Origin of the sequence: Williamsia sterculiae, assembly GCF_900156495.1 — a bacterium.
Lineage (GTDB): Bacteria > Actinomycetota > Actinomycetes > Mycobacteriales > Mycobacteriaceae > Williamsia_B > Williamsia_B sterculiae.
In genome coordinates, this window is sequence record NZ_FTNT01000014.1 from 1 (window position 1) to 19065 (window position 19065).

The 19065-nt window shown below is 63.2% G+C and carries 17 protein-coding genes and 2 pseudogenes; 11 read left to right on the forward strand and 8 right to left on the reverse strand.

The window, feature by feature from the left end; genetic code table 11:
* A partial coding sequence (locus tag BW971_RS18915; protein WP_159441889.1) for an MlaD family protein occupies nt 1-437 on the reverse strand: 437 nt, incomplete at its 3' end.
* A 180-nt stretch (nt 438-617) separates the two neighbouring features.
* Nucleotides 618-1259 (reverse strand): TetR/AcrR family transcriptional regulator, encoded by a 642-nt coding sequence (locus BW971_RS18920; RefSeq protein ID WP_076482646.1) that lies wholly within the window; start codon nt 1257-1259, stop codon nt 618-620.
* A 93-nt stretch (nt 1260-1352) separates the two neighbouring features.
* Here BW971_RS18920 and BW971_RS18925 point away from each other — a divergent pair, with 93 nt between their 5' ends.
* From BW971_RS18925 to BW971_RS18955, 7 genes are all read left to right on the forward strand, one after another.
* Nucleotides 1353-2363 (forward strand): NADP-dependent oxidoreductase, encoded by a 1011-nt coding sequence (locus BW971_RS18925; RefSeq protein ID WP_076482647.1) that lies wholly within the window; start codon nt 1353-1355, stop codon nt 2361-2363.
* A gap of 258 nt (nt 2364-2621) precedes the next feature.
* Nucleotides 2622-3158 carry an alternate-type signal peptide domain-containing protein gene (locus BW971_RS18930; protein WP_076482648.1) on the forward strand — a complete coding sequence of 179 codons (537 nt, stop codon included), beginning with the start codon at nt 2622-2624 and terminating at the stop codon, nt 3156-3158.
* Nucleotides 3159-3160: 2 nt separating this feature from the next.
* Entirely contained in the window at nt 3161-3745 is a 585-nt protein-coding gene (locus tag BW971_RS18935) for a hypothetical protein (RefSeq protein WP_083710397.1), read from the forward strand.
* Complete coding sequence (locus BW971_RS18940) at nt 3742-4311, forward strand: signal peptidase I (RefSeq protein ID WP_076482649.1); 570 nt, start codon at nt 3742-3744, stop codon at nt 4309-4311. Before BW971_RS18935 ends, BW971_RS18940 begins: the two co-directional genes overlap by 4 nt.
* Complete coding sequence (locus tag BW971_RS18945) at nt 4308-4874, forward strand: SipW-dependent-type signal peptide-containing protein (RefSeq protein WP_076482650.1); 567 nt, start codon at nt 4308-4310, stop codon at nt 4872-4874. Before BW971_RS18940 ends, BW971_RS18945 begins: the two co-directional genes overlap by 4 nt.
* A 1-nt stretch (nt 4875) precedes the next feature.
* A complete protein-coding gene (locus BW971_RS18950) occupies nt 4876-6372 on the forward strand; it encodes a signal peptidase I (protein ID WP_076482651.1) in 1497 nt (498 codons plus the stop codon).
* A 20-nt stretch (nt 6373-6392) separates the two neighbouring features.
* Complete coding sequence (locus BW971_RS18955; protein ID WP_234974494.1) at nt 6393-6812, forward strand: DUF1801 domain-containing protein; 420 nt, start codon at nt 6393-6395, stop codon at nt 6810-6812.
* A 19-nt stretch (nt 6813-6831) separates the two neighbouring features.
* Here the strand turns inward: BW971_RS18955 and BW971_RS18960 are convergent, their stop codons facing one another.
* A complete protein-coding gene (locus BW971_RS18960) occupies nt 6832-7494 on the reverse strand; it encodes a hypothetical protein (protein WP_143690469.1) in 663 nt (220 codons plus the stop codon).
* Nucleotides 7495-7862: 368 nt separating this feature from the next.
* Here BW971_RS18960 and BW971_RS18965 point away from each other — a divergent pair, with 368 nt between their 5' ends.
* Nucleotides 7863-8306 (forward strand): hypothetical protein, encoded by a 444-nt coding sequence (locus tag BW971_RS18965; RefSeq protein ID WP_076482654.1) that lies wholly within the window; start codon nt 7863-7865, stop codon nt 8304-8306.
* Between the two features lie 82 nt (nt 8307-8388).
* On the opposite strand, the gene BW971_RS21995 is transcribed toward BW971_RS18965, so the two are convergent.
* Genes BW971_RS21995 through BW971_RS22010 form a run of 4 tightly spaced genes read right to left on the reverse strand, consistent with a single transcriptional unit; the run spans nt 8389 to nt 9983 of the window.
* Nucleotides 8389-8676 (reverse strand): NrtR DNA-binding winged helix domain-containing protein, encoded by a 288-nt coding sequence (locus BW971_RS21995; protein ID WP_327202000.1) that lies wholly within the window; start codon nt 8674-8676, stop codon nt 8389-8391.
* The gene (locus tag BW971_RS22000; RefSeq protein WP_234974496.1) at nt 8677-9084 is read right to left on the reverse strand and encodes an NUDIX domain-containing protein; all 408 of its coding nucleotides are present in this window, start codon (nt 9082-9084) and stop codon (nt 8677-8679) included. It lies immediately after the preceding gene.
* Nucleotides 9081-9584: an AAA family ATPase gene (locus BW971_RS22005; protein ID WP_076482655.1), complete on the reverse strand. Its 504-nt coding sequence runs from the start codon at nt 9582-9584 to the stop codon at nt 9081-9083. The genes BW971_RS22000 and BW971_RS22005 overlap by 4 nt, the downstream gene beginning before the upstream one ends.
* Entirely contained in the window at nt 9585-9983 is a 399-nt protein-coding gene (locus BW971_RS22010) for a hypothetical protein (RefSeq protein WP_234974497.1), read from the reverse strand.
* Between the two features lie 349 nt (nt 9984-10332).
* Here BW971_RS22010 and BW971_RS18985 point away from each other — a divergent pair, with 349 nt between their 5' ends.
* Nucleotides 10333-15150, forward strand: a complete 4818-nt coding sequence (locus BW971_RS18985; RefSeq protein ID WP_159441890.1) for an AAA domain-containing protein — start codon at nt 10333-10335, stop codon at nt 15148-15150.
* The gene (locus BW971_RS18990) at nt 15147-16874 is read left to right on the forward strand and encodes a DEAD/DEAH box helicase family protein (RefSeq protein ID WP_076482658.1); all 1728 of its coding nucleotides are present in this window, start codon (nt 15147-15149) and stop codon (nt 16872-16874) included. Before BW971_RS18985 ends, BW971_RS18990 begins: the two co-directional genes overlap by 4 nt.
* A 1505-nt stretch (nt 16875-18379) precedes the next feature.
* On the opposite strand, the pseudogene BW971_RS22015 reads toward BW971_RS18990, so the two are convergent.
* Nucleotides 18380-18601: pseudogene (locus BW971_RS22015) on the reverse strand (IS3 family transposase); the annotation flags it as partial.
* Between BW971_RS22015 and BW971_RS22020 the strand changes: the two are divergent.
* A pseudogene (locus BW971_RS22020) lies at nt 18601-18717 on the forward strand (IS3 family transposase); the annotation flags it as partial. The pseudogenes BW971_RS22015 and BW971_RS22020 overlap by 1 nt on opposite strands.
* Nucleotides 18718-19065 lie beyond the last annotated feature (348 nt).

The window sequence follows — 19065 nt, forward strand, 5'->3', positions numbered from 1 at the left end:
GCACTGGAGATCACCGTGTCCAGGGGTGGCGGGATGGCGACGTCGGTGATGACCGAACCCTCGTGCAGGAAGGGGCCGGCCGCTGATGTCGGCCGCAGGTCGACGAACTGTTCACCGACCGCGGATCGGTCCGCGACCACGGCGGTGGATGCGGCGGGTACCCGCGCGGCCCCGGTTTTCAGACGCAGGTCGACATCCACGCCCGCGTTGGTCAGCCGCAACGCACTGACCCGGCCCACGGCCACGCCCTGGTAGGTCACCTCGGCGTCGGTGAAGATGCCACCGGAGTCCGGGAACACCGCCCGCACCGTGTATTCGCCGATACCGACGGCCGATCCCAGGCGCGCATAGTGGATCCCGGTGTAGGTGAGGGTGACCAGCGCGAGGACGGCCAGCACGATCAACTGACGGGTCTGCAGTCGGCTGATCGTGTTCATCCGGGTGCATACCTCATCTCGTCGCCCCGACCCCTCGCGCCTCCGCGAGGCGCTCATCCGTGAAAGCCGGTTCTGCTACGACATTTTCACAGTGCTGTGGCCGTCGCCAAAGCAGCGAGACGTATCCGCCATCGCGCGACGTGTGGGTTTCCCCACGTCTGTCTACGCATACGATGCAGATCACATCGAGGACTGTTGCTTCAGCAACCTTGCGACTCGTCGTTCTGGTTCGGGCCGGGGCAATGCCCCGCCCGTGACCACCACCCGCGCCGCGTCCACCACCGCGGCCGCACCTTCCGCATCGAGCCGCGCCAACGACAGTCCGGCGACCACCGAGCCGAACACCACCGTCGCCAGGTGGTTCACCTCGTCATCCGTCCGCGCTGGATTCTGTGCGGCAACGCCTCGGCGTAGGGCCAGGCGCACCTCGTCGAGATAAGTGGTGATCACCTCATGAACCGCGGTGTCACCGCACATGGTCGTGGCCGACCCGAGGAGCAGACAACCCGGGGGGAGATCGGCACGGTCGACGGAACGGATGCCGTCTGCGAGACCGACCAGGTAGGTCACCAGTGCGTCAGGCGCCACGTGCTCTGCCGTCAGCGGAATCAATCGTGGTCGGATGACCGAGTTGAGATAGTCCTGCACGGCGGCGTCGAACAGCCCACGCATGCTGCCGAACGCGTGATAGAGGCTGGAACGTCCGACGCCCGTCGCCCGTTCCACCTCCGTCACCGACGTAGCCTCGAAACCTCTCTGCCAGAACAAGTCTCTGGCCGCGGCGATCACCACTGCGGTCTCGAAGCCTTGTGTGCGTCCCATCACGGCCTCCGTTCAGCGATTGTGAAATGGCCGTTCCACTATATAGTGGAACGGCCGTTGCAGAAAACGTCAGTATTATTGAGGAGGACACCGATGTCCGTCGTCAGTACCCAGATCCAGCTCGTCCAGCGTCCCCACGGTTGGCCCGAACCGTCCGACTTTCGGACTGCCGAGGTCACCTACGGTGACGTGCAGCCCGGCCATGTGCGAGTGCGCAACGAGTTCATCTCCGTCGATCCGTACATGCGCGGCCGCATGATGGACACCCGCAGCTACGTTCCGCCGTTCCAGATCGGCGAGACGATGACCGGTGGAGCCGTGGGCCGCGTGGTCGAGAGTGCGGTAGACGATTTACCGGTCGGCACGCTGGTGCTGCATCAGTTCGGTTGGCGCGACATTGCTCAGGAAAGCGCCGACGGGTTCCGCGCCGTCCCTGAGCCGCCCGCCGGTCACCCGTCGTCGGTGTACCTCGGCGTTCTCGGACTGACCGGTTTCACCGCCTATGTGGGGCTGCTGGACATCGCTCAGTTCACCGAGAACGACGTCGTGTTCGTCTCCGGTGCTGCAGGTGCGGTCGGCACCATCGTCGGTCAGATCGCCAAGCTGAAGGGATCACCCCGCGTCATCGGTTCGGCCGGTAGCAAGGAGAAGGTCGAGGTACTCACCGCCAAGTACTCCTACGACGTCGCTTTCGACTACAAGACGGCACCGGTGCGCCGACAACTGGCGCAGGCCGCGCCCGATGGCATCGACGTCTACTTCGACAACGTCGGCGGCGACCACCTCGAGGCCGCGCTCGACGCGTTCAACGACGGTGGCCGAGCCGCGTTGTGTGGCGCGATCTCGCAGTACAACAGCACCTCTCGACCTGAGGGTCCCGACAACATGGCCAACATCATCACTCGCGGCCTCACGCTGCGCGGCTTCATCGTCGCCAAGCATTCGGATCTGATGAGCGCATTCAACCGGGAGATGAGCCAGTGGCTCGCCGACGGTGAGGTCGACTACGACGAGACCGTGGTGGACGGCATCGGCAACTCTGCGGACGCGTTCATCGGCATGATGCGCGGGCAGAACACCGGCAAGATGGTGGTCAAAGTCTGAAATTCGACGGCAATTGCATCGTTATTAGTGCTAGGTAATTACTGAACCGAAATTTTCCGCATTCACGTGAAATCGGTGTAACGCCGCAGGCCACACCTGCGACACTCTCCTCGAGATCATCACAATCGCGAGCCAGTGTGCGCTAGAGCACTCCTCGAGTCCGACGTCGAAACCTCCGGCGATCCGAGCAGAGCGGGATGAACTCATCCCCCATTGGCGACGGTCACCCTCACCGTCCGCACCACGAGGAATACCCGAATGAATCGCAGTGCCAAAGGCGCTCTTGCCGCCGGAGCCGCTGTCGTCGTCCTGCTCGGAGGAGCCGGGTCGTATGCGCTCTGGAGTGACTCCGGGGCTTCGACTCCGGGGAACCTCAGTACCGGGCAGTTGAAACTCACCGCTCAGGGTGCTGCGGCCTGGAAGGACGTGTCGGCCGACGGCATCATCGGTGGGACCACCATCAACCCGGCCACCGACCTCCTGGTCCCGAAAGACACCTGGGAGTACACGACCACGTACAACGCGCTGGCCACGGGAAAGAACATGAAGGCGCAGGTCACTGTGAATCCCGGTACTGCGGGGACATTGCCTGAGGGTGTAACCGTGACCCCCACCGCAACGGTCGACGGCGCCTCGGCAACCACCGGCACCGCGGTGACCATCACCCCAGGCGCGGCCCGCACCGTGGTCGTCAAGGTGACGGTTGCGTTCGCCGACGTCACCGGACAGACCAGCCAGAACGCGGCGGTCAACGTGTCCAACTTGTCGGTCAGTCTGAACCAAGTTCGACCCTGACGGTGGCACAGGCGGGAACGGGGGTTCTGCCGGGTCGGGGCCGGCTGTTGGTGGTTGCGCTCGTCGTCGTGGTGGTCGCACTGTCGCTCGCGGCAGTGCGATCCACCGGCGCGCTGTGGTCGGGAAGTGCGGCCACCGGTGCCACCGCGGTCACCACCGGACAGCTGAAGCTGGTCGCGGGCAGTGGATCGGCATCGACGTACCAGTTTCCGGCTCTCACCGGGTCGGGAGTGTTGCCCGGTACGCAGACGCAGGCACCCCTGACGGTCACCAACGCCGGCAGCACACCGCTGCGGTATCGGTTGACCGCGGCCGGGCCCCAGGTCACCTCCGGCCCGGGGGTCACGGTTGCGCTCTCCGGTGTGGTCGGTGGTACCTGCGCCGCCGGCGCACTCAGCGGTACCGCTGCCTTCCCCACGACGTCCACCAGTGCCGGCGGCGCCGCGGTGGCCGGGGTGTGGCGCTCACTCGCCCGCGGCGCGTCCGAGGTCCTGTGCATCCGCAGTGAACTGCAATCCGTCGCGGCCGCGGGGGCGTCCACCTACTTCATTCTCTTCACCTTCAACACGGAACAGACGCGATCATGACCACCGAGACCAGCACGGCCGAGGCGAAGAAGCGAACCGGTCCGTTCTGGTGGATCTGGCAGATCGTCACCTGGGCGCTGCTGCTCTTCTTCGTCGGCATCCTGCTGGCGACGATCGTCATCCCGAAGATCGCCGGTGCCCAGCCCTACACCATCCTCACGTCGTCGATGACGCCGAAATACCCTCCGGGCACCCTGATCGTGGTCCGGAAGGTCGACGCATCGTCGCTGGTGATCGGCGATGTGGTCACCTACCAGATCCGTTCCGGTGAACCGGATGTCATCAGCCACCGGGTGGTCGGCTTCACCTTCGACCAGCAGGGAAACCGACTGCTGACCACCCAGGGCGATGCGGTGCCCGTCCCGGACGAACGTCCCGTGCAGGCGGCGCAGGTGCGCGGAAAGCTCTGGTACTCCGTCCCGTATCTTGGATATGTCAACAACTGGTTGACCGGCTCCACCCGTTTGGTGGTGGTCTACGTCATCGCGGGGATCCTGTTCCTGTACGCCATAGCGCAATTCGTCGGGTCCGCGCGTGAACGCCGATCGGCCAGGGTGCGATCATGACACTCCTAAACGCGCTCGGCGTGCTGGTCTCACGCCGCGTTCGTGCTGTGCTGTCGATCGGGATGGTCCTCGGCATCGGCGTGGTCGGCACGCTCGCGCTGTGGTCGTCGTCCGTGGCGACCCAGTCCGGGGTGTTCACCACCGCCACGGTCTCGATCCTCGCCGACGGTTCGAAGGCGGCCGCGTTCACGTTCAGCCCCACCGGATTACTACCCGGGCAGTCCGCCGCGAAGGTGATCGCGGTCAGCAATTCCGGCACGGCGGCGATCACTTACTCGGCGGCAGTCGCCAGCTCCAACGCCCTGGGACAGGCGATGACGTTGACCGTGGTGCCCGGTGCGTCCGCGACCAATGGTGTGTGCGGGTCCGGGACCAAGATCGCCGACGGGATCGCCGTCTCGGCTACGGCAACAACCTTCTCGACCAATCGCGGACCCCTCGCCGCGTCGGGTGGCGCGGAGAATCTGTGCGTACAGGTGAATCTCCCGCTGACCGCCGACGCGTCAGTCGCCGGCACCACCGGGACCGTGGTCCTCACCTTCACCGGCAGCGCGGGTACCTGACATGAGTGACCGCGCCAAGAAGTATCTCACCGAGACCGCGTTGACGGTCGGTGCGTTGGCGGGAGTGCTGTGCGTCCTCGTCGCCATCGTGAGCGTGGTGGGCGGCTTCTCGCCGCTCGTCGTCCGCTCGGGCTCGATGTCACCGACCATCGGAGTCGGCGACATCGCCGTCGCACGGACCGTGCCTGCCGACGACGTCCACGTCGGAGACATCGTCAGCGTCACCCGCGCGGACGGTGCCCGCGTCACTCACCGCGTCGCACAGATCCAGACGCGGGTGGGCAACTCGACGACGATGACGCTGCATGGCGACGCCAACCGCGTGCCCGACGCGGAGCCGTACACCGTCACCACCGTCGACCGCGTCGCATTCCACGTCCCCAAGCTCGGCTACGTTCTCACCTGGTTTGCGACGCCGTATGTGTGGGCGTTGACGACCCTCGTCGTTCTCGCGTTGCTGTGGATCGCTTTTCGGCCGGACAGATCGTGGCGGCAAAGTCAGCGCGGGCGGCACTCGACGGCACCGCGACGGTCGCGGTCGATCTCGATCGCGATGCAAGTGACCGCCGTTGCGGTGGTGGTTGCCTCGGCGGTAGCGGGGTACTCGCGGACCAGTGGAACGCTGGCTGCGCTCACCGACTCCGCCACAGCCACCGGCACGGTGTCGGCAGGACGGCCGACTGCTCCGGCCTCGTTGTCCTGTGCAACGGTCAGCACGGGTCTACTCAGCTCGGCGGCACAGCTGTCCTGGCCGAACCCGACTGCGAGTCATGGCTACGACTATCAGCTCACGTTCACGCCGTCGCTCCTGGGCACGACGCGAGTGGTCACGGTCGCGGTCTCGACCACCAATCCGGCGACACTGCAGGTCTCCAGCGACTACGTGACCACCATCCTCGGCCTGTCGGTCCTCGGCATCTACACCGTCGAATTACGCAGCAAGGTAGGCAACTTCACCTCGTCTGGATCGGTGTCCATCAAGCTGAACGTCCTGCTCGACAGCGTGACGTGCGGCTCGTCGGCTGGCACGGTCTCGGCGGCAACCGCGACCCGCCAGGCCGCCCGGGCGGCGGTTCCTTCGACCACGTCGACGTCCACCACCGCAACCCCCTCAATCGCCCAGGCGGCAACCTCGGAGACCACGCCACCGACCGCCGCCCCGACCACGTCGGCCGCACCGGACACGACCACCACGACATCCACCTCGGAGGCCCCTACGACCTCGGCGGCGCCCACAACGGAGGAGACGCCGGTCCCCGTCGGGACGCTGTCACCCGGCGGTGACTACCGGGCCTCGGCCACCGATGGGGTGGTGGTCATCCGCAACGTGGCCACCGGCACTGCGGAGTACCAGGGGAGTGGCTCGACCGTCGAGTGGACCGGCACGTCAACGCTGCGCGTCACCGCGGCCGACGGGAGCACCACCGACCTCACTCGCAGTGGTGGTACCTGGGCTGTCGCGACACCCGTCGTCACGGAGACGACCCCGGCAGGCTGAACGCCCGACTGCCTTCCGGAATGAGTGAAGTCATCGCATACTCGACACGTCCGCAGTTCCGCACAGAGGGGTTGACGATGGAGCCGGCCGAACAGATCGACAAAATGATCGAAGAGCACCCGGACTGGCGTGGGGAGGCCCTGGCGGAGGCGCGACGCATCATCCTGGGTGTGGATTCGGGCATCACCGAACACTGGAAGTACATGGGCGCGCCTGTCTGGGAGTGTGACGGCCCGCTTGTCGTGGGGAACATCTTCAAGAGCAAGGTGAAGCTGGGGTTCATGTACGGCGCGCAACTCGATGACCCCTCGGGCTTGTTCAACGGCGAACTGAAGGGCAATCAGCGGCGCTCGTACGAGTTGTACGAGGGTGACCAGATCGACGCGGACGGTCTTGCCGGACTTGTGAAGGCTGGGATCGAGCGGAACCGGTCGAAGTAGTTCCGCGCGGCATCATCTTTCACCACTCCTCACCGCACGCGCCGCACACCCAGTCCGGCATGTGGCCGTCCATGATCACGCATCCGCCGGCGACGGCGCCGTGCGGGGGCGGGCCCGGTGGCATGCCCAGAATCAAGTGCAGTGCCTGCTTTTCACGACACCTCGGACACTGCGGTCTGTTGCTGAACATCAGCTCGTCGACGGTCGGTGCAAGCGGTTGGTGCAGGATGTCGTGGCACGACGGGCAGACACCTACTCCTTTCTCGCTATGAACCCAATCGGCACCCGAATGCTCAGCGTGACTCTCGAACCGCGGCGCGAACTGCGCATCTCTGTCACGGCCGCAACACCGACACCCCCAGATCTCCGCCTCCCCAATGGCATCGCTCCTCGGTGCATCGCATTCGGGGCTCGTGGTGCGCCACGACGTGGGCGCGTCGACCTCGGCGCGCAGCGCCTCGAGAAGCGCGGCACCGAGATCGGACGACAGCGTCTCGGGACGCCTGGGCAGGGTGGTCTGCATGTGCGACTCGATGGCGCCCAACGAGACACCCTCGCGGGCAATCGGCCCGACGTGATGCAGCGTGGCCGGCTCTCCGGTCATGGCCCACCACACCGAAACACTCGCGACCGCCCAGTCGCGTGCCTCGACGATCGTGATCACCGTGTCATCCAGACCCACTCCGTCGGGATACTGTCGCGCGACGATGTCGGGTGACTCACGCAGGTACTGCACCGTCGCCGGTTCTGCGACGGCGATGTGCAAGGGCCGAGTGGGATCTGTGGCGGGCCGGGGATGTTCGCGGGCAGATGGCGAGACACGGACGATCGGGCGTCGGGCCGAGGCCTGCGCCGACGGCGCGTTCTTGCGCACCGTGCGCGAGCGTTTCGGGTTGGGCGGCACTGGCGAGCTCCGTTCTGCGGCACTCAGGCTGTGGAGTGCGGTGCTCGCAGACTAGGGGAGGGGGCCGACATCGTTGGCGGCCGATCGACAGCCTCGTTCTGTCGGTACCCCTCGATATTCTCTGGGTGTCGAGGTGAGGAGGAACCATGGCACGAGAGACGGATTCGGCCAGTACGCACGACTGGCCGGGGATGACCGACTGGATCGTCGAGTCGTTGTCGGATCAGCCGACGGGGTTTGTGTTCGAGCTCGGCCCGCGTGATTACGGGCCGGCCGAAGACGATGAGGGGATCGAGGCGATCAACGCGCAGGTGCAGGTGCTGCGCGACGGGGTTCTCTTGCTGCGGCGTTCACGGACGGTGCTATACCGCTTGTTCCTGGGTGACTACCGCGTCGCCGATCTGCCGCTGAATCGCTGGTTGGACGGCGAGCACTTCGACGACTGCACCGACGGTTACATCTTCAGCCGCGACGTGAACCTCATCGCGGAGGCCATGACCGCGTGGTTCCGGCATTGTGGCCTGGTAGAGAGCCCGCAGCTGATCGGTTGCGACTATGAGTTCCCGGACGTCCTGCTTCCGGAGGGGTGAGGTCAGGCGAGGGGGAGAAGGTGTTTGGAACGCCGACCCCCGGATGACGGGACGGCACTCTCAAGTCCGAGATGTCACCCGATCACGACCGAAGTATCGGCGGGTGCAGCGTGGTCGCCGATCCGGCCCGATACAGCTGCGCGTGGCGCCCTCGCGATCCGTTGGACGCCGTCTTTCCCTCGATGGGGTGAACGAAATCGGGGGTCGCCAGCACTTTGCGACGGAAGTTCGCGCGGTCCCAGGTGGTGCCCCACACCGTCTCGTACACGGTCTGCAGGTCGCGCATGGTGAAGCGTTGCCCCACGAACTGGGTTGCCAGTGTCGAGTATTCGAGTTTCGCGCGAACGCGCTCGAGCGCGTCGACGATGATTTAATGATGGTTGAAGGCGATGCGATCAGGCAGCTCGTCGACGGGAATCCACGTCGCATCGTCGGCGTCGGTACCCGCGACCGGATCGGGAAGATCTGGTGCGAACGCCGCGTACGCCACCGAGACCACCCGCATCCGCGGGTCGCGGTCGGGTGACCCGTATGTCGCCAGCTGTTCGATGTGCCCGGTGAACAACTCGACCCCGGTTTCTTCGACCAGCTCTCTCGACGCCGCGTCATCGACCGATTCCGCCGCCCGCACAAAGCCCCCGGGCAGAGCCGCGTCCCCACGAAACGGCTCCTCGCCGCGGGTGATCATCAGGAGGCAGAGGCGGCGTTGCCGGATGGTGAGGATGGCGAGGTCGACCGTGACAGCGAACGACGGAAAAGCGGAAGGGTCATACGTCATTGCATCACCGCCGGTGGTGCGAAGGTGGCTCGATGCGCCAGGGCGCGGCCGACGACGCGCGTCGCCAGGTCGAGTCGGTCGTCGAGACTGCCGGTCAGCAATACCCACGAACGTCCGTGGCGGGTGAGGGCCTCGACGAACCAGTCGGTCATCTCCGCTCGTATGTGCTCGCCGTCGCGGATGCCGTCCTGGACGAACGGGACATCCCGGTGATCGGTGACCAGGTAGATGCTCCCGCGGTGGGGTGCTTCAGGTCGGGCGAAGTGGCTCTGCGGGCCGAGGTAGCGGTGTTCCCAGACGGTGGTCGCGAAAGAATCGGTGTCACAGACGAGTAGCGGTGACCCGTCGTGCGCGGCGGCATCCTCGCGGGCCTGCTGGGTGTGGGCGATGTGCGCGAAGTCGGCACCGGTCCAGGTCACGTCGGAGAGGTCGGTGTCGGGATCCGCTTGCCGTAGCGCTGCGAGTTTCGCGATGGTTGCCTCACGGCCGTACTCGGCCACTCATCGGGTTGGCGCCCAGACGCCACCGCGGTCTCGGAATCGTCGCGCGAGGGCGCGACTGACCGTCGTCGTCCCTGTCGACTCTGAGCCCAGAACCACCGCACGGGTGGTGAGTGCGGCGCGCGCGGGGACGTCCAGGTGGTGCCAATTGCCGGCGAGGTCGGCGCGGCACGCGGTGCCGGAGATGGGTAAGGCACGGCGGTCGGGGTCGACGGAGACATGCTCCGCGTGGAACCAGCGGGCCAGTTCTGGACCGTAGGATTCGCTGCTGACCACCACGTCGATCGGGTCGGTGGTGACCGTGCGCACGGCTGCCCGCATACAGGCGACCTGCGCGGCCCACACGGTGGTCGAGGTCAGATCGACGGGAGCGTCGCACCGGATGCCGGTGACGGTCACATTCGGGTCGTCGCGGTGCGATTCGTTCAGCCACGCCACCCGATCCGACAGCGGGATCGTCTCGAGACAGAACTCGAGGGATTAGCCAGGGTTGTTCGAGAGCCCTCGATCTGGCTGAGCAGGTGGCCGATGCTGCGCTGGTGTTCCGCCACCCCGCGAAAGATGGAGGTTAAGCCGCGATTGTCGGTATCGCCACCTATCCTTTCGGTACCGCCACCTTCGCTCGGCGGCTATCGAAGATTGGAGTCACCGTTTGTCGGTCACGGGCAACCGCGGGGATGTCGCGGGACGCGTCACCCGGCTGATGGAGTTCCTCCACGAGGTGGTGAAGGCTCGAAGCACTCCCATCTTGGACACGCGCAAGCATCTCAAGACAATGCCGATCCAGAGTGACTCGATTACCGCGCTCCTGGTCGACGACGCCTCGGCGGGGGACGTGATGCTACGGGTCCAGAGGGTCGACCTTGACGAACCGCCGCGACTGCCCGCCATCCTGGCGGGCCGTGTCGAAGGAAGTATCGGAAATTCATCTGCGACCCTCCGGCTACTCGAGGGGGAGAGCGACGTCGGCCCCGCATACGACCGGTGGATTTCGACATGGAATGCCTGGGCCGCCGCTGATCGCGCGCGCCGTCCACTGGCGAATCTGCGCGCTGATCTGCTCTGGGCTCTGCAAGAACTCCAGTCACGGCCGGAGTCGATCGAACTGGTGGTGGCAGCAGGTCGACTTAGGCTGCCTGGCGGCGCCGACTGGTCAGTGAACATTCACGTCGTAACGCAATCAGCGGTGATCGAGCGCGATGATCACTCCGGTGACATCGTTGTTCGGCTCGACGATGAGTCGACTCCGCGGCTCGAAGACACCCAGCTCTTCGCGTCCGCGAGCTACTTCGATGGCAGTGGGTCACGCGCCATCAACTCAGCGCTGCGGGACGCCGTGTTTTCGCCCATCGACCCCGCCATCGACGGCGTACTTAAGGACTGGTCAAGTCGTGCGATCACTCTCAAGGTTGAGGTTAATGGCGGTGACGACCTCGATCCCAGCCGCTGCCGCCTCGACACTGCACCCGCGCTCATTGTCCGACGTCGAGGCGACTATGCCCTCTTGGACTACTACGAGCGCATAGTCCAGGGTCTTAAGGACAGTGGTACTGAAGTACCACTGGGGCTCGCACAGCTCATCGAGGCGTTTGAGCCCGAGCAGCGAATTGCCGCGCTAGCGAATGTCGCAGCGGGTTCGACGAGCTTTACGCAGCCGCCGCTGTTCCCCCTCCCTGCCAACGAAGAGCAGCGCCAGATCATCGAGCGCCTGGCTACCGACAGTGGCGTGGTGGTAGAGGGCCCCCCAGGAACGGGTAAGACCCACACCATCGCTAACCTGGTGAGTGCGCTCCTCGCTCGGGGTCAACGAGTGCTCGTCACTAGCGAAAAAGCCCAAGCGCTCCGGGTGTTGCGGGACAAATTGCCGCCGGAGATGCAGGAGTTGTGCATCTCTGTCACGTCTGGCACTCCAGCAGAGAAGTCGGCGCTCAAGAAGAGCATCAACGAGATGGCGACGCGCAAATCCGGATTCAACAAAGCAGCGTCGATGCGGCGTATTGACGAACTCGTAGAAGACCGGGGGCGAGCGCTACGCAAGCGGGCCAAGCTGCTCTCGGATATCCACGCGCTGCGCGAAGCGGAGACGGTCAACAATCCTGAGATCGCGTTCGGCTACCAGGGAACAGCAGCGGCCATCGCGCGGCAGGTCGCCGAGCTACAGTCGCGATTCGAGTGGATGCCGGAGTCGGTCCTGACCGATGAATGTCCACTGTCGACCGACGAACTCCTCGATCTGCTCGAGCTTGCTTCGACCCGCAGCAAGTCCAGAATCCGCCGCCTGAACGAATCGCTCCCCGATGTGGCAGGTCTGTTCCCTGATGCGGACGTGCTGATCCGATGGTGCGACGACCTCGTTGGGGCCGCGCCAGCTGAACAAGGTGACGGTCAGAGTTCAGCGCTGCGCGCGCTGGTTGACGGCGCTGATCATGAGGCTCTCGACGAGCTCAAAGAAGGGTTCTCTCGCCTTCAAGATGCGCTAGTCCCGATCCAGCACGCGCCTGCACAGGTCGGGGCACTTGCTAATGAGGTGTTATCCCAGCGGAATGAGTATTCTTGGTCCAAGACCAAAGCCCTCGGCGGGTACCTAACCAATGCCATTCAGGCCGACCGAGAGGTTGGCGCCGCGCAGGTCACGGCTCCAGTTGTGACCGCAGTCGCGACCCGTGCCTACCTAATGCTGGCTAACACTTTGGCTACGGGCGAGAAGTGGCACGGCAGGTTTGGTAAGTCGCCGGCCCAGAGGGGCGTCGAGAATCTAGGTCCTATCGCACAGGTCGACGGTGAGGATGCGATTTCAGCTCAGTCCGCACGAATCGTTGCTATGCATCTGACTGCTCACGAATGCCTTTGGTCAGCCGAAAAGCTGCTTGTAGACCTCGACTACCCGCTGAGACGATTTGAGTCGCGTACGGCACGAATTAATCAGCTGCGCAACGCAGTACGGGATGTCGCCAGCATCGACTGCCTCTTTGATACTGCACAAGTACTTAATCAACGTTTACGCGCAAAAGGTCTGGCGGCACTGCCACTGACGAGCATGAAGTACGTCGACTCGACAGTGCGTGGTCTCGGGTTGGTTCTCGCTGAAGAGCGCAGACGGCACGCACGCGAGAATCTCGAACAGCTTGCATCGGCAGTCGCGACAACTCTAGGACAGGCGAACTCGGCCGAGGCGGCACTGCTGCAGCCGTGCATACTGCATGGCGAGTACCGGTACATATCCCATGCGCGCGAGGCGTACTCCGCAGCGCAATCGGAACAGGCGGAGGAGCGCCGTTACGTCGCGCTGCGTGATCGCATGGCAGCCGCGAATCCCTCTCTTGCTGAGGAACTGACGAGAAGAGGCGCAATTGAACTTTGGCGCGACCGAATCGCTGGCCTGTCGGCCGCATGGGCGTGGCGGCGTGCGGCGATGTGGATTGCCGAAAACATTGGCGGCGACGCGGGGGTCGCACTCAATGCGCAACTTGACTCAACCGACCGCGAAATCAGCTTCTTAACGTCGCAACTAGCCGCGGCGCAGGCGTGGTACAGCTGCCTGCAGCAGATGACTGCCGGCCACCAGCAGGCCTTGCAGGCCTATCGCGACCATGTCACGAATGTTGGGAAGGGGACTGGCAAGCATGCCGAGCGCTACCGAGTTGCAGCGCGAGCGGCAATGCAAGAAGCGCAGACTGCAGTCCCAGCCTGGATCATGCCGATTAAAGAAGTGCTTGGATCCATACCGCCGCAGGCCAACATTTTCGACGTGGTCATCCTCGATGAGGCTAGCCAGGTCGACATCACAGGAATCTTCCTGCTGTCGCTCGCGCCACGCGTCATCGTAGTGGGAGACGACATGCAATGTGCACCAAGTGAAGTCAGCAGCGGTGCGCTAGAACCAATATTTGAACGGCTCGACAACTACCTGCCAGATGTCCCTATACATCTGAGGCAGGGCTTTACCCCTCGGTCGAGCATCTTCACCTTGCTCCGATCCCGTTTCGGAACAGTCATTCGGCTACGCGAGCACTTCCGCTGTATGCCTGAGATCATCAACTGGTCCAGCAACCAGTTCTACCGCGACGCCCCGCTAGTTCCTGTTCGCCAATTTGGCGCTGACCGACTTCGACCGCTGTGCTGCGTTCACGTCCAGGACGGTTACACCGATGGCAGTAACCAGTCGATCAGGAACGTCCCTGAGGCTAAGGCGATCGTCGACCAGATCGAACACTGCGTTGCGGACCCCGCATACGCAGGCAAGACTTTCGGCGTCGTAGTTCTGCAGGGGACAGCGCAGGTCGATATCATCAACAGTGAACTCTTGCAGCGGCTGGACCCCGACGAGCGGGAGCGTCGTCGAATCCGGGTCGGCAATCCACCGGACTTCCAAGGCGACGAGCGTCACGTCATGTTTCTGTCGCTAGTCGTCGCCCACGAAACGTCGTTCATGTCCCAAACGAGGACCGAAATGCAGCGACGTTACAACGTGGCCGCATCGCGCGCTCAGGACCAGATGTGGCTGTTCCATTCGGTGACCCCGGCAAGACTCAAAGAAGGCGACCTTCGCAGATCTCTACTGCAGTACATGCTGTCGACATCACCGGTCCCCGCGCCGCCCATGCCGCAGAGCGTTTCTCGCGACTCTCGACATGAGCAGTTCGACAGCCTATTCGAGCAGCGAATTTTCTTGGAGATCACGGCGCGCGGGTATCACGTCAATCCGCAGGTCGAAGTCAACAGTCGAAGAATTGATCTCGTGGTCACCGGTGCGGGTGGAAAGCTCGCGGTCGAATGCGACGGCGACGCGTGGCACAGCACGCCCGAACAGCAACGTGCCGATCTCGATCGGGAGCGCGAACTGCGTCGATGCGGATGGGAATTCTGGCGGGTTAGGGAGTCGGCGTACTACATCGACCCGGTCAGCTCGATGGCTGGGCTGTGGCAGGCCCTCGACGCCCGAGGTATCGCGCCGGGCGGACTCGAGGATTATCCCGCTGCTGACGATAAGGTTGCTTGGCAACCCGTTGGACTACCGCCGGACGACGGAACTACATCTATGGACGACGCCCTTGACGACATATCATCGGGTGACGCGCGCGTCGAGTGGCCAGGCGACGCTGAAATTTTGAACGTTGAGAGTCCGCCTGTGGCCGTCGTGGTAGAGACTGCCCTTCCGCCATCGATTGCCGAAGAAGGCAGCGCTGTGGAGGAGCACCCAGTTCTACCCGCGGAAGTTGCGAACGCGCCGGAGGTGCCCCTACAGACATCGGTCGGAAGAGAAGGTCATTATCCGTTAGGTGCCTGGGAGATAGTCGCCGATTCTGATCTGCCACAACGCTCCAGTCACTTCGCGGCAGCGCCTTCCCGCGCTGACGGGTTGGGTGGCCGACATCCAGATTCCATTCTGCAACTCCTCGTTGCAGCGGCGTGGCACCGGGAGGTCACGGTAGAGCGCGCCATGACGATCAGCCAGTTGGACGAAGAGCGGACCTTGGCGCTGCTTGCGGACGCCGAAAAGGCCGGGAAACTGGCCCGAGTCACGACGAAGTCCGGAAAGACTTGGATTATGGCGCAGTCGAAGTGACCACGAGTACTCTTGTATCTGGAACTTTGCGGGCGTGGCAGCAGGAGGCCCTCGACCGGTGGAATAAGTGTGACCGCCGCGCCGTGGTGGAGGCGGTGACGGGTACTGGCAAGACGACTCTCGGGATCCACGCTGCGGCTGACGCACTGGACAGAGGTCTGTCGGTTTTGGTGGCAGTTCCGGGGAACGAGCTGGTCAATCAATGGCACCGCGCAATCGGTGCAGCGCTGCCGAGTGCTCGCGTGGGCAGGAGGGGGGACGGCTACCGAGACACCTTTTCAGATCACGACATTATTGTCAGCACAGTGCATTCGGCTATCACACGTTCCGCGCCCCGTCCGTCGGGACCAGCACTCCTTGTGGCAGATGAGGTTCACCGCTACGGTGCGTCTTCGTTTTCACGGCTCCTATCCGACGACTACAACGAACGACTCGGTCTGACAGCGACATTCGAGAGATCAGACAACGGAGTGGCAGAGCACCTGTTGCCGTACTTCAAGAACGTGCTCTTCGGCTGTGACTACCTACGCGGCAGGTCGGACGGAGTTCTTGCGCCGGTGAGGGTGATGTTGGTAGCGGTCCCGCTGACGCCCGACGAGCAATCGCGCTACTCGAACCTCGATGAGATAGCAAAGAAGGAACGCTTTCTCCTCACCACGAAATACGGATGTCGAGCCGAACCGTTTGGGCACTTCATGCTTGACGTGCAGACGGTGAGTGACGGACTGCCTGCCGACCCCGCGACGAGATCCGCGTGGACGTATCTGCAGGCATTCTCGCGGCGGCGCGAGTTGCTCGCTCAAACCCAAGGCAAGGTAGACGCGCTCCGGTCGTTGGCGCCTGTCCTCCGTGCGGGCGGCCGGACCCTAGCGTTCTCCGAGACCAAGCAGTCGGCGCAAATTGCAGCAGAGACGCTGTTGGACGAGGGAGTTCTGGCCGCGCCATACACAAGTGACCTGAAACCGCGGGATCGAATTCAGCTATTAGACGCGTTCCGGTTCGGTGAAATGACGGCGTTGGTTGCTCCGAAGGTTCTCGACGAAGGAGTCGATGTCCCCGAGGCCGATGTTGGAATCATTCTGGCCAGCAGTAAATCCCGACGACAGATGATTCAACGGATGGGTCGGATCATCCGACCCAAGGCGGACGGTAGGACCGCCTCATTTCTCGTCTTCTTCGCCCGAGGAACATCAGAAGATCCTGCTAATGGTGCACACGAGACGTTCCTCGAAGATCTCACCGCGATCGCAGAGGAAGTCCTAGATGTCGCCGCAATAGATGCGGTGGATCATTTAGCTGATTGGCTTCGCGTCAAGGTGACGCAGACGGAGCCGGAAGCGCTCGTGGATAACGACGTTCGACCCGTGTCGCTGCCGATTGCAGAACGGCTGGTGCACGAGCGAGTCAACGACTCTGTTGACGATCAACCTCTTGCGGAGGGCGAACACATCCGCGCAGTCATCCAAAGTGTTGGGGCGAGACCGGGTCAACGCAGCGTCGACATTGTTCTAAGCTGTCTCGGTTCTCTGCCGCCGGATCAGGTGGCTGTGCTCTTGCTTCGGTACGGTCTCGCAGGTGACGCACCTGCCGCGTACACCGACATCGCAGCAATATTTTCCACCACAACAGGCGAAGTTAAGCATATAGAGCAGCGAGCAGTGGAAGCGCTGTCACAAGGCCCGGAAGCAGACATACTCTTGGCGAGTGGAGCGGTCAACGAATGAGCTTATGGAGTCAGTGGTTTCAAGGTTCAGACGGAGACGTGTGCCTGGATGAGGAATTCGTGTGGCTAATTAGGGGCTACGAGCCTACGTCAGGTGGGTCTCCGCCCATTGAGGCTCGCCCGCGTAGGGCTCGTCTAGCGGACCTCGACCAGATTCTGAAGCGCGACTACGGACCTCTTGGCGGTTGGCTCCATATTGGTGTTCGAGGGATCGAACCGCTCTACACATCGGCGCACGGTGCGGCAAGTTCGTGCCCTGACTGCGTTAAGTACTCTGCAGATGCGCGATCGGAGTTTGCGCGCCTGTACGCTGAGCTTGCGGCACATGCACGTGAATCCACTGAAAGTGCAAAACCGACCGATTCTACTGTGGCCGTTGACAGCGAGCACGAACCTCAGCATGTGGAGCTGCCTGCCGAGCGACCCGACTCGGTGTTGCTGGCGCTTGATCAGTTGGGCGGAATAGCAACGTACGAAGAGATGCGGCGACGGGTGGGGGATTTGGCCAGGCCTCGAGCAAAGCACTTTGGGCTTGTCTGGCGCCGTTTCGGTGACGTCCATGTTGCGATCGGCGGGACTGAAACGTCGTCGAAATTCCAGTGGTCGCGTGAGTTCACGGAGCTAGAACGCCGAGTTGTTGCTGTTGGTCGAAACCCGACGGTTCCCAGAATCCGCCGAGCGATCGAGGGCTCCGCATTAAAGCGTTTCGACTTCAGTCGGCTTGCGGCGGTCTGGGAAGTGCTGTCGGAGCAGATCTCTGCGACCCCTGAAGAAGTGGCCGTTGACGGTCAAACAGATGCCTCCCGTGTGCCCTCCGCGTCTAGCCCAACTGCACCCGACTATCCGCCCTGCCTACAGGCAGCGCGTCCTGCAAGCCCCACACTCATGTCAGGTAAGGAATCTGGGTCGAATGAAGCGATTGATGAATCCGCGGAGGCCGGCTTACACGACGAAGATGGGGGGCCGAGCGCTTCCTCGTCGGTCGCGAATAGGCGACTACGAAGCACATTCGGTAAAAACCGAATCACACTGCCGGCGCTAGGACCTGTGCCCAGCACGTCGCAAGGCCCGTCGGTCGTTGGCCAAAGGTCGGAATTTACTCGGGATAGCCGACTTAGGGTAATAATCGAGTGCGAGGGTCACTTCGTTGCGGGTCTTTACGATGAGACCACAGGGGCACTCCAGATCACTACAGATGGCCTTGCGAGATCCACTCCGTACGCGACGCCGACTGCAGCTGCGCAAGTTGTCTTCTCGCGCTTCAGCCAGCCTGACTCGAGGCGAATGGACGGGTCTGAACTCTGGACAAAGACGAACGGAGAACCGATTCCGCGCCCGCGTCGCTGAAGTGTGGCTAACCCAAACCCGCAACGAAGAACCCCGAAGCGGGAATTGATGTAGATGACTCACCTCCTGCAGACACCAAGTAACTCGGTGAAACCTGATCCGGAAGATGGGCTGATGGGACTGCGCGGTGAATCGCCCTGACTTCGATGGAGACTCGGGCTATTGGATTTCAATCAAGGTTTGGTCGGTCCGTTCCGTAGCGTAGAACGCGGCGTCAGACTCTTTGGGCGGTAGGTCGCCGAGGTCGCCGAGGTAGCCGTGCAGTCGGCGAGTGTTGTGCCAGTGGACCCACCCCAGGGCGCCCAGTTCGACGTCCTCGACGGTCTTGCAGGGCCCGGTGCGGACGGGTCCGTAGATCAGTTCGGCTTTGAAGTAGCCCGATGATCGAATCATTCTGGGGTCGAATGCGAACCGAACTGCTCAACCGCAAGCGATGGAAGACCCGGATCGAGCTGGCCAACGCGATCTTCGACTAGCTGGAAATCTTCCACAACCGCTAACGCCGGCACTCCGCCCTCGGAATGCGCACTCCGATAGAGTTCGAACTGCTACACCAGACCGCCCACAGCGTGGCCTAGAACCAAGTAGCGCGACACCGCGTAACCGGGGCACATCAGAGCCCCTCCAGCCTTTCCAAGGCGATCTAGGATGTCGTCGCGCATCCAGTTTTGCGTCGAGAACCCGGGTAGCACTGATTCGGGCGGTGCATGTCGACAAGACCCACATGCGTCGATTCGTATGCGGCGAGGTCCAACGTCGGTTCCCGGAGCCTGCCAATCACCGCGTTGGTTGATCTCGAGCTTGACCAGATGGCGACTTTCATCGGAAGCATTGGTCTCGACCAA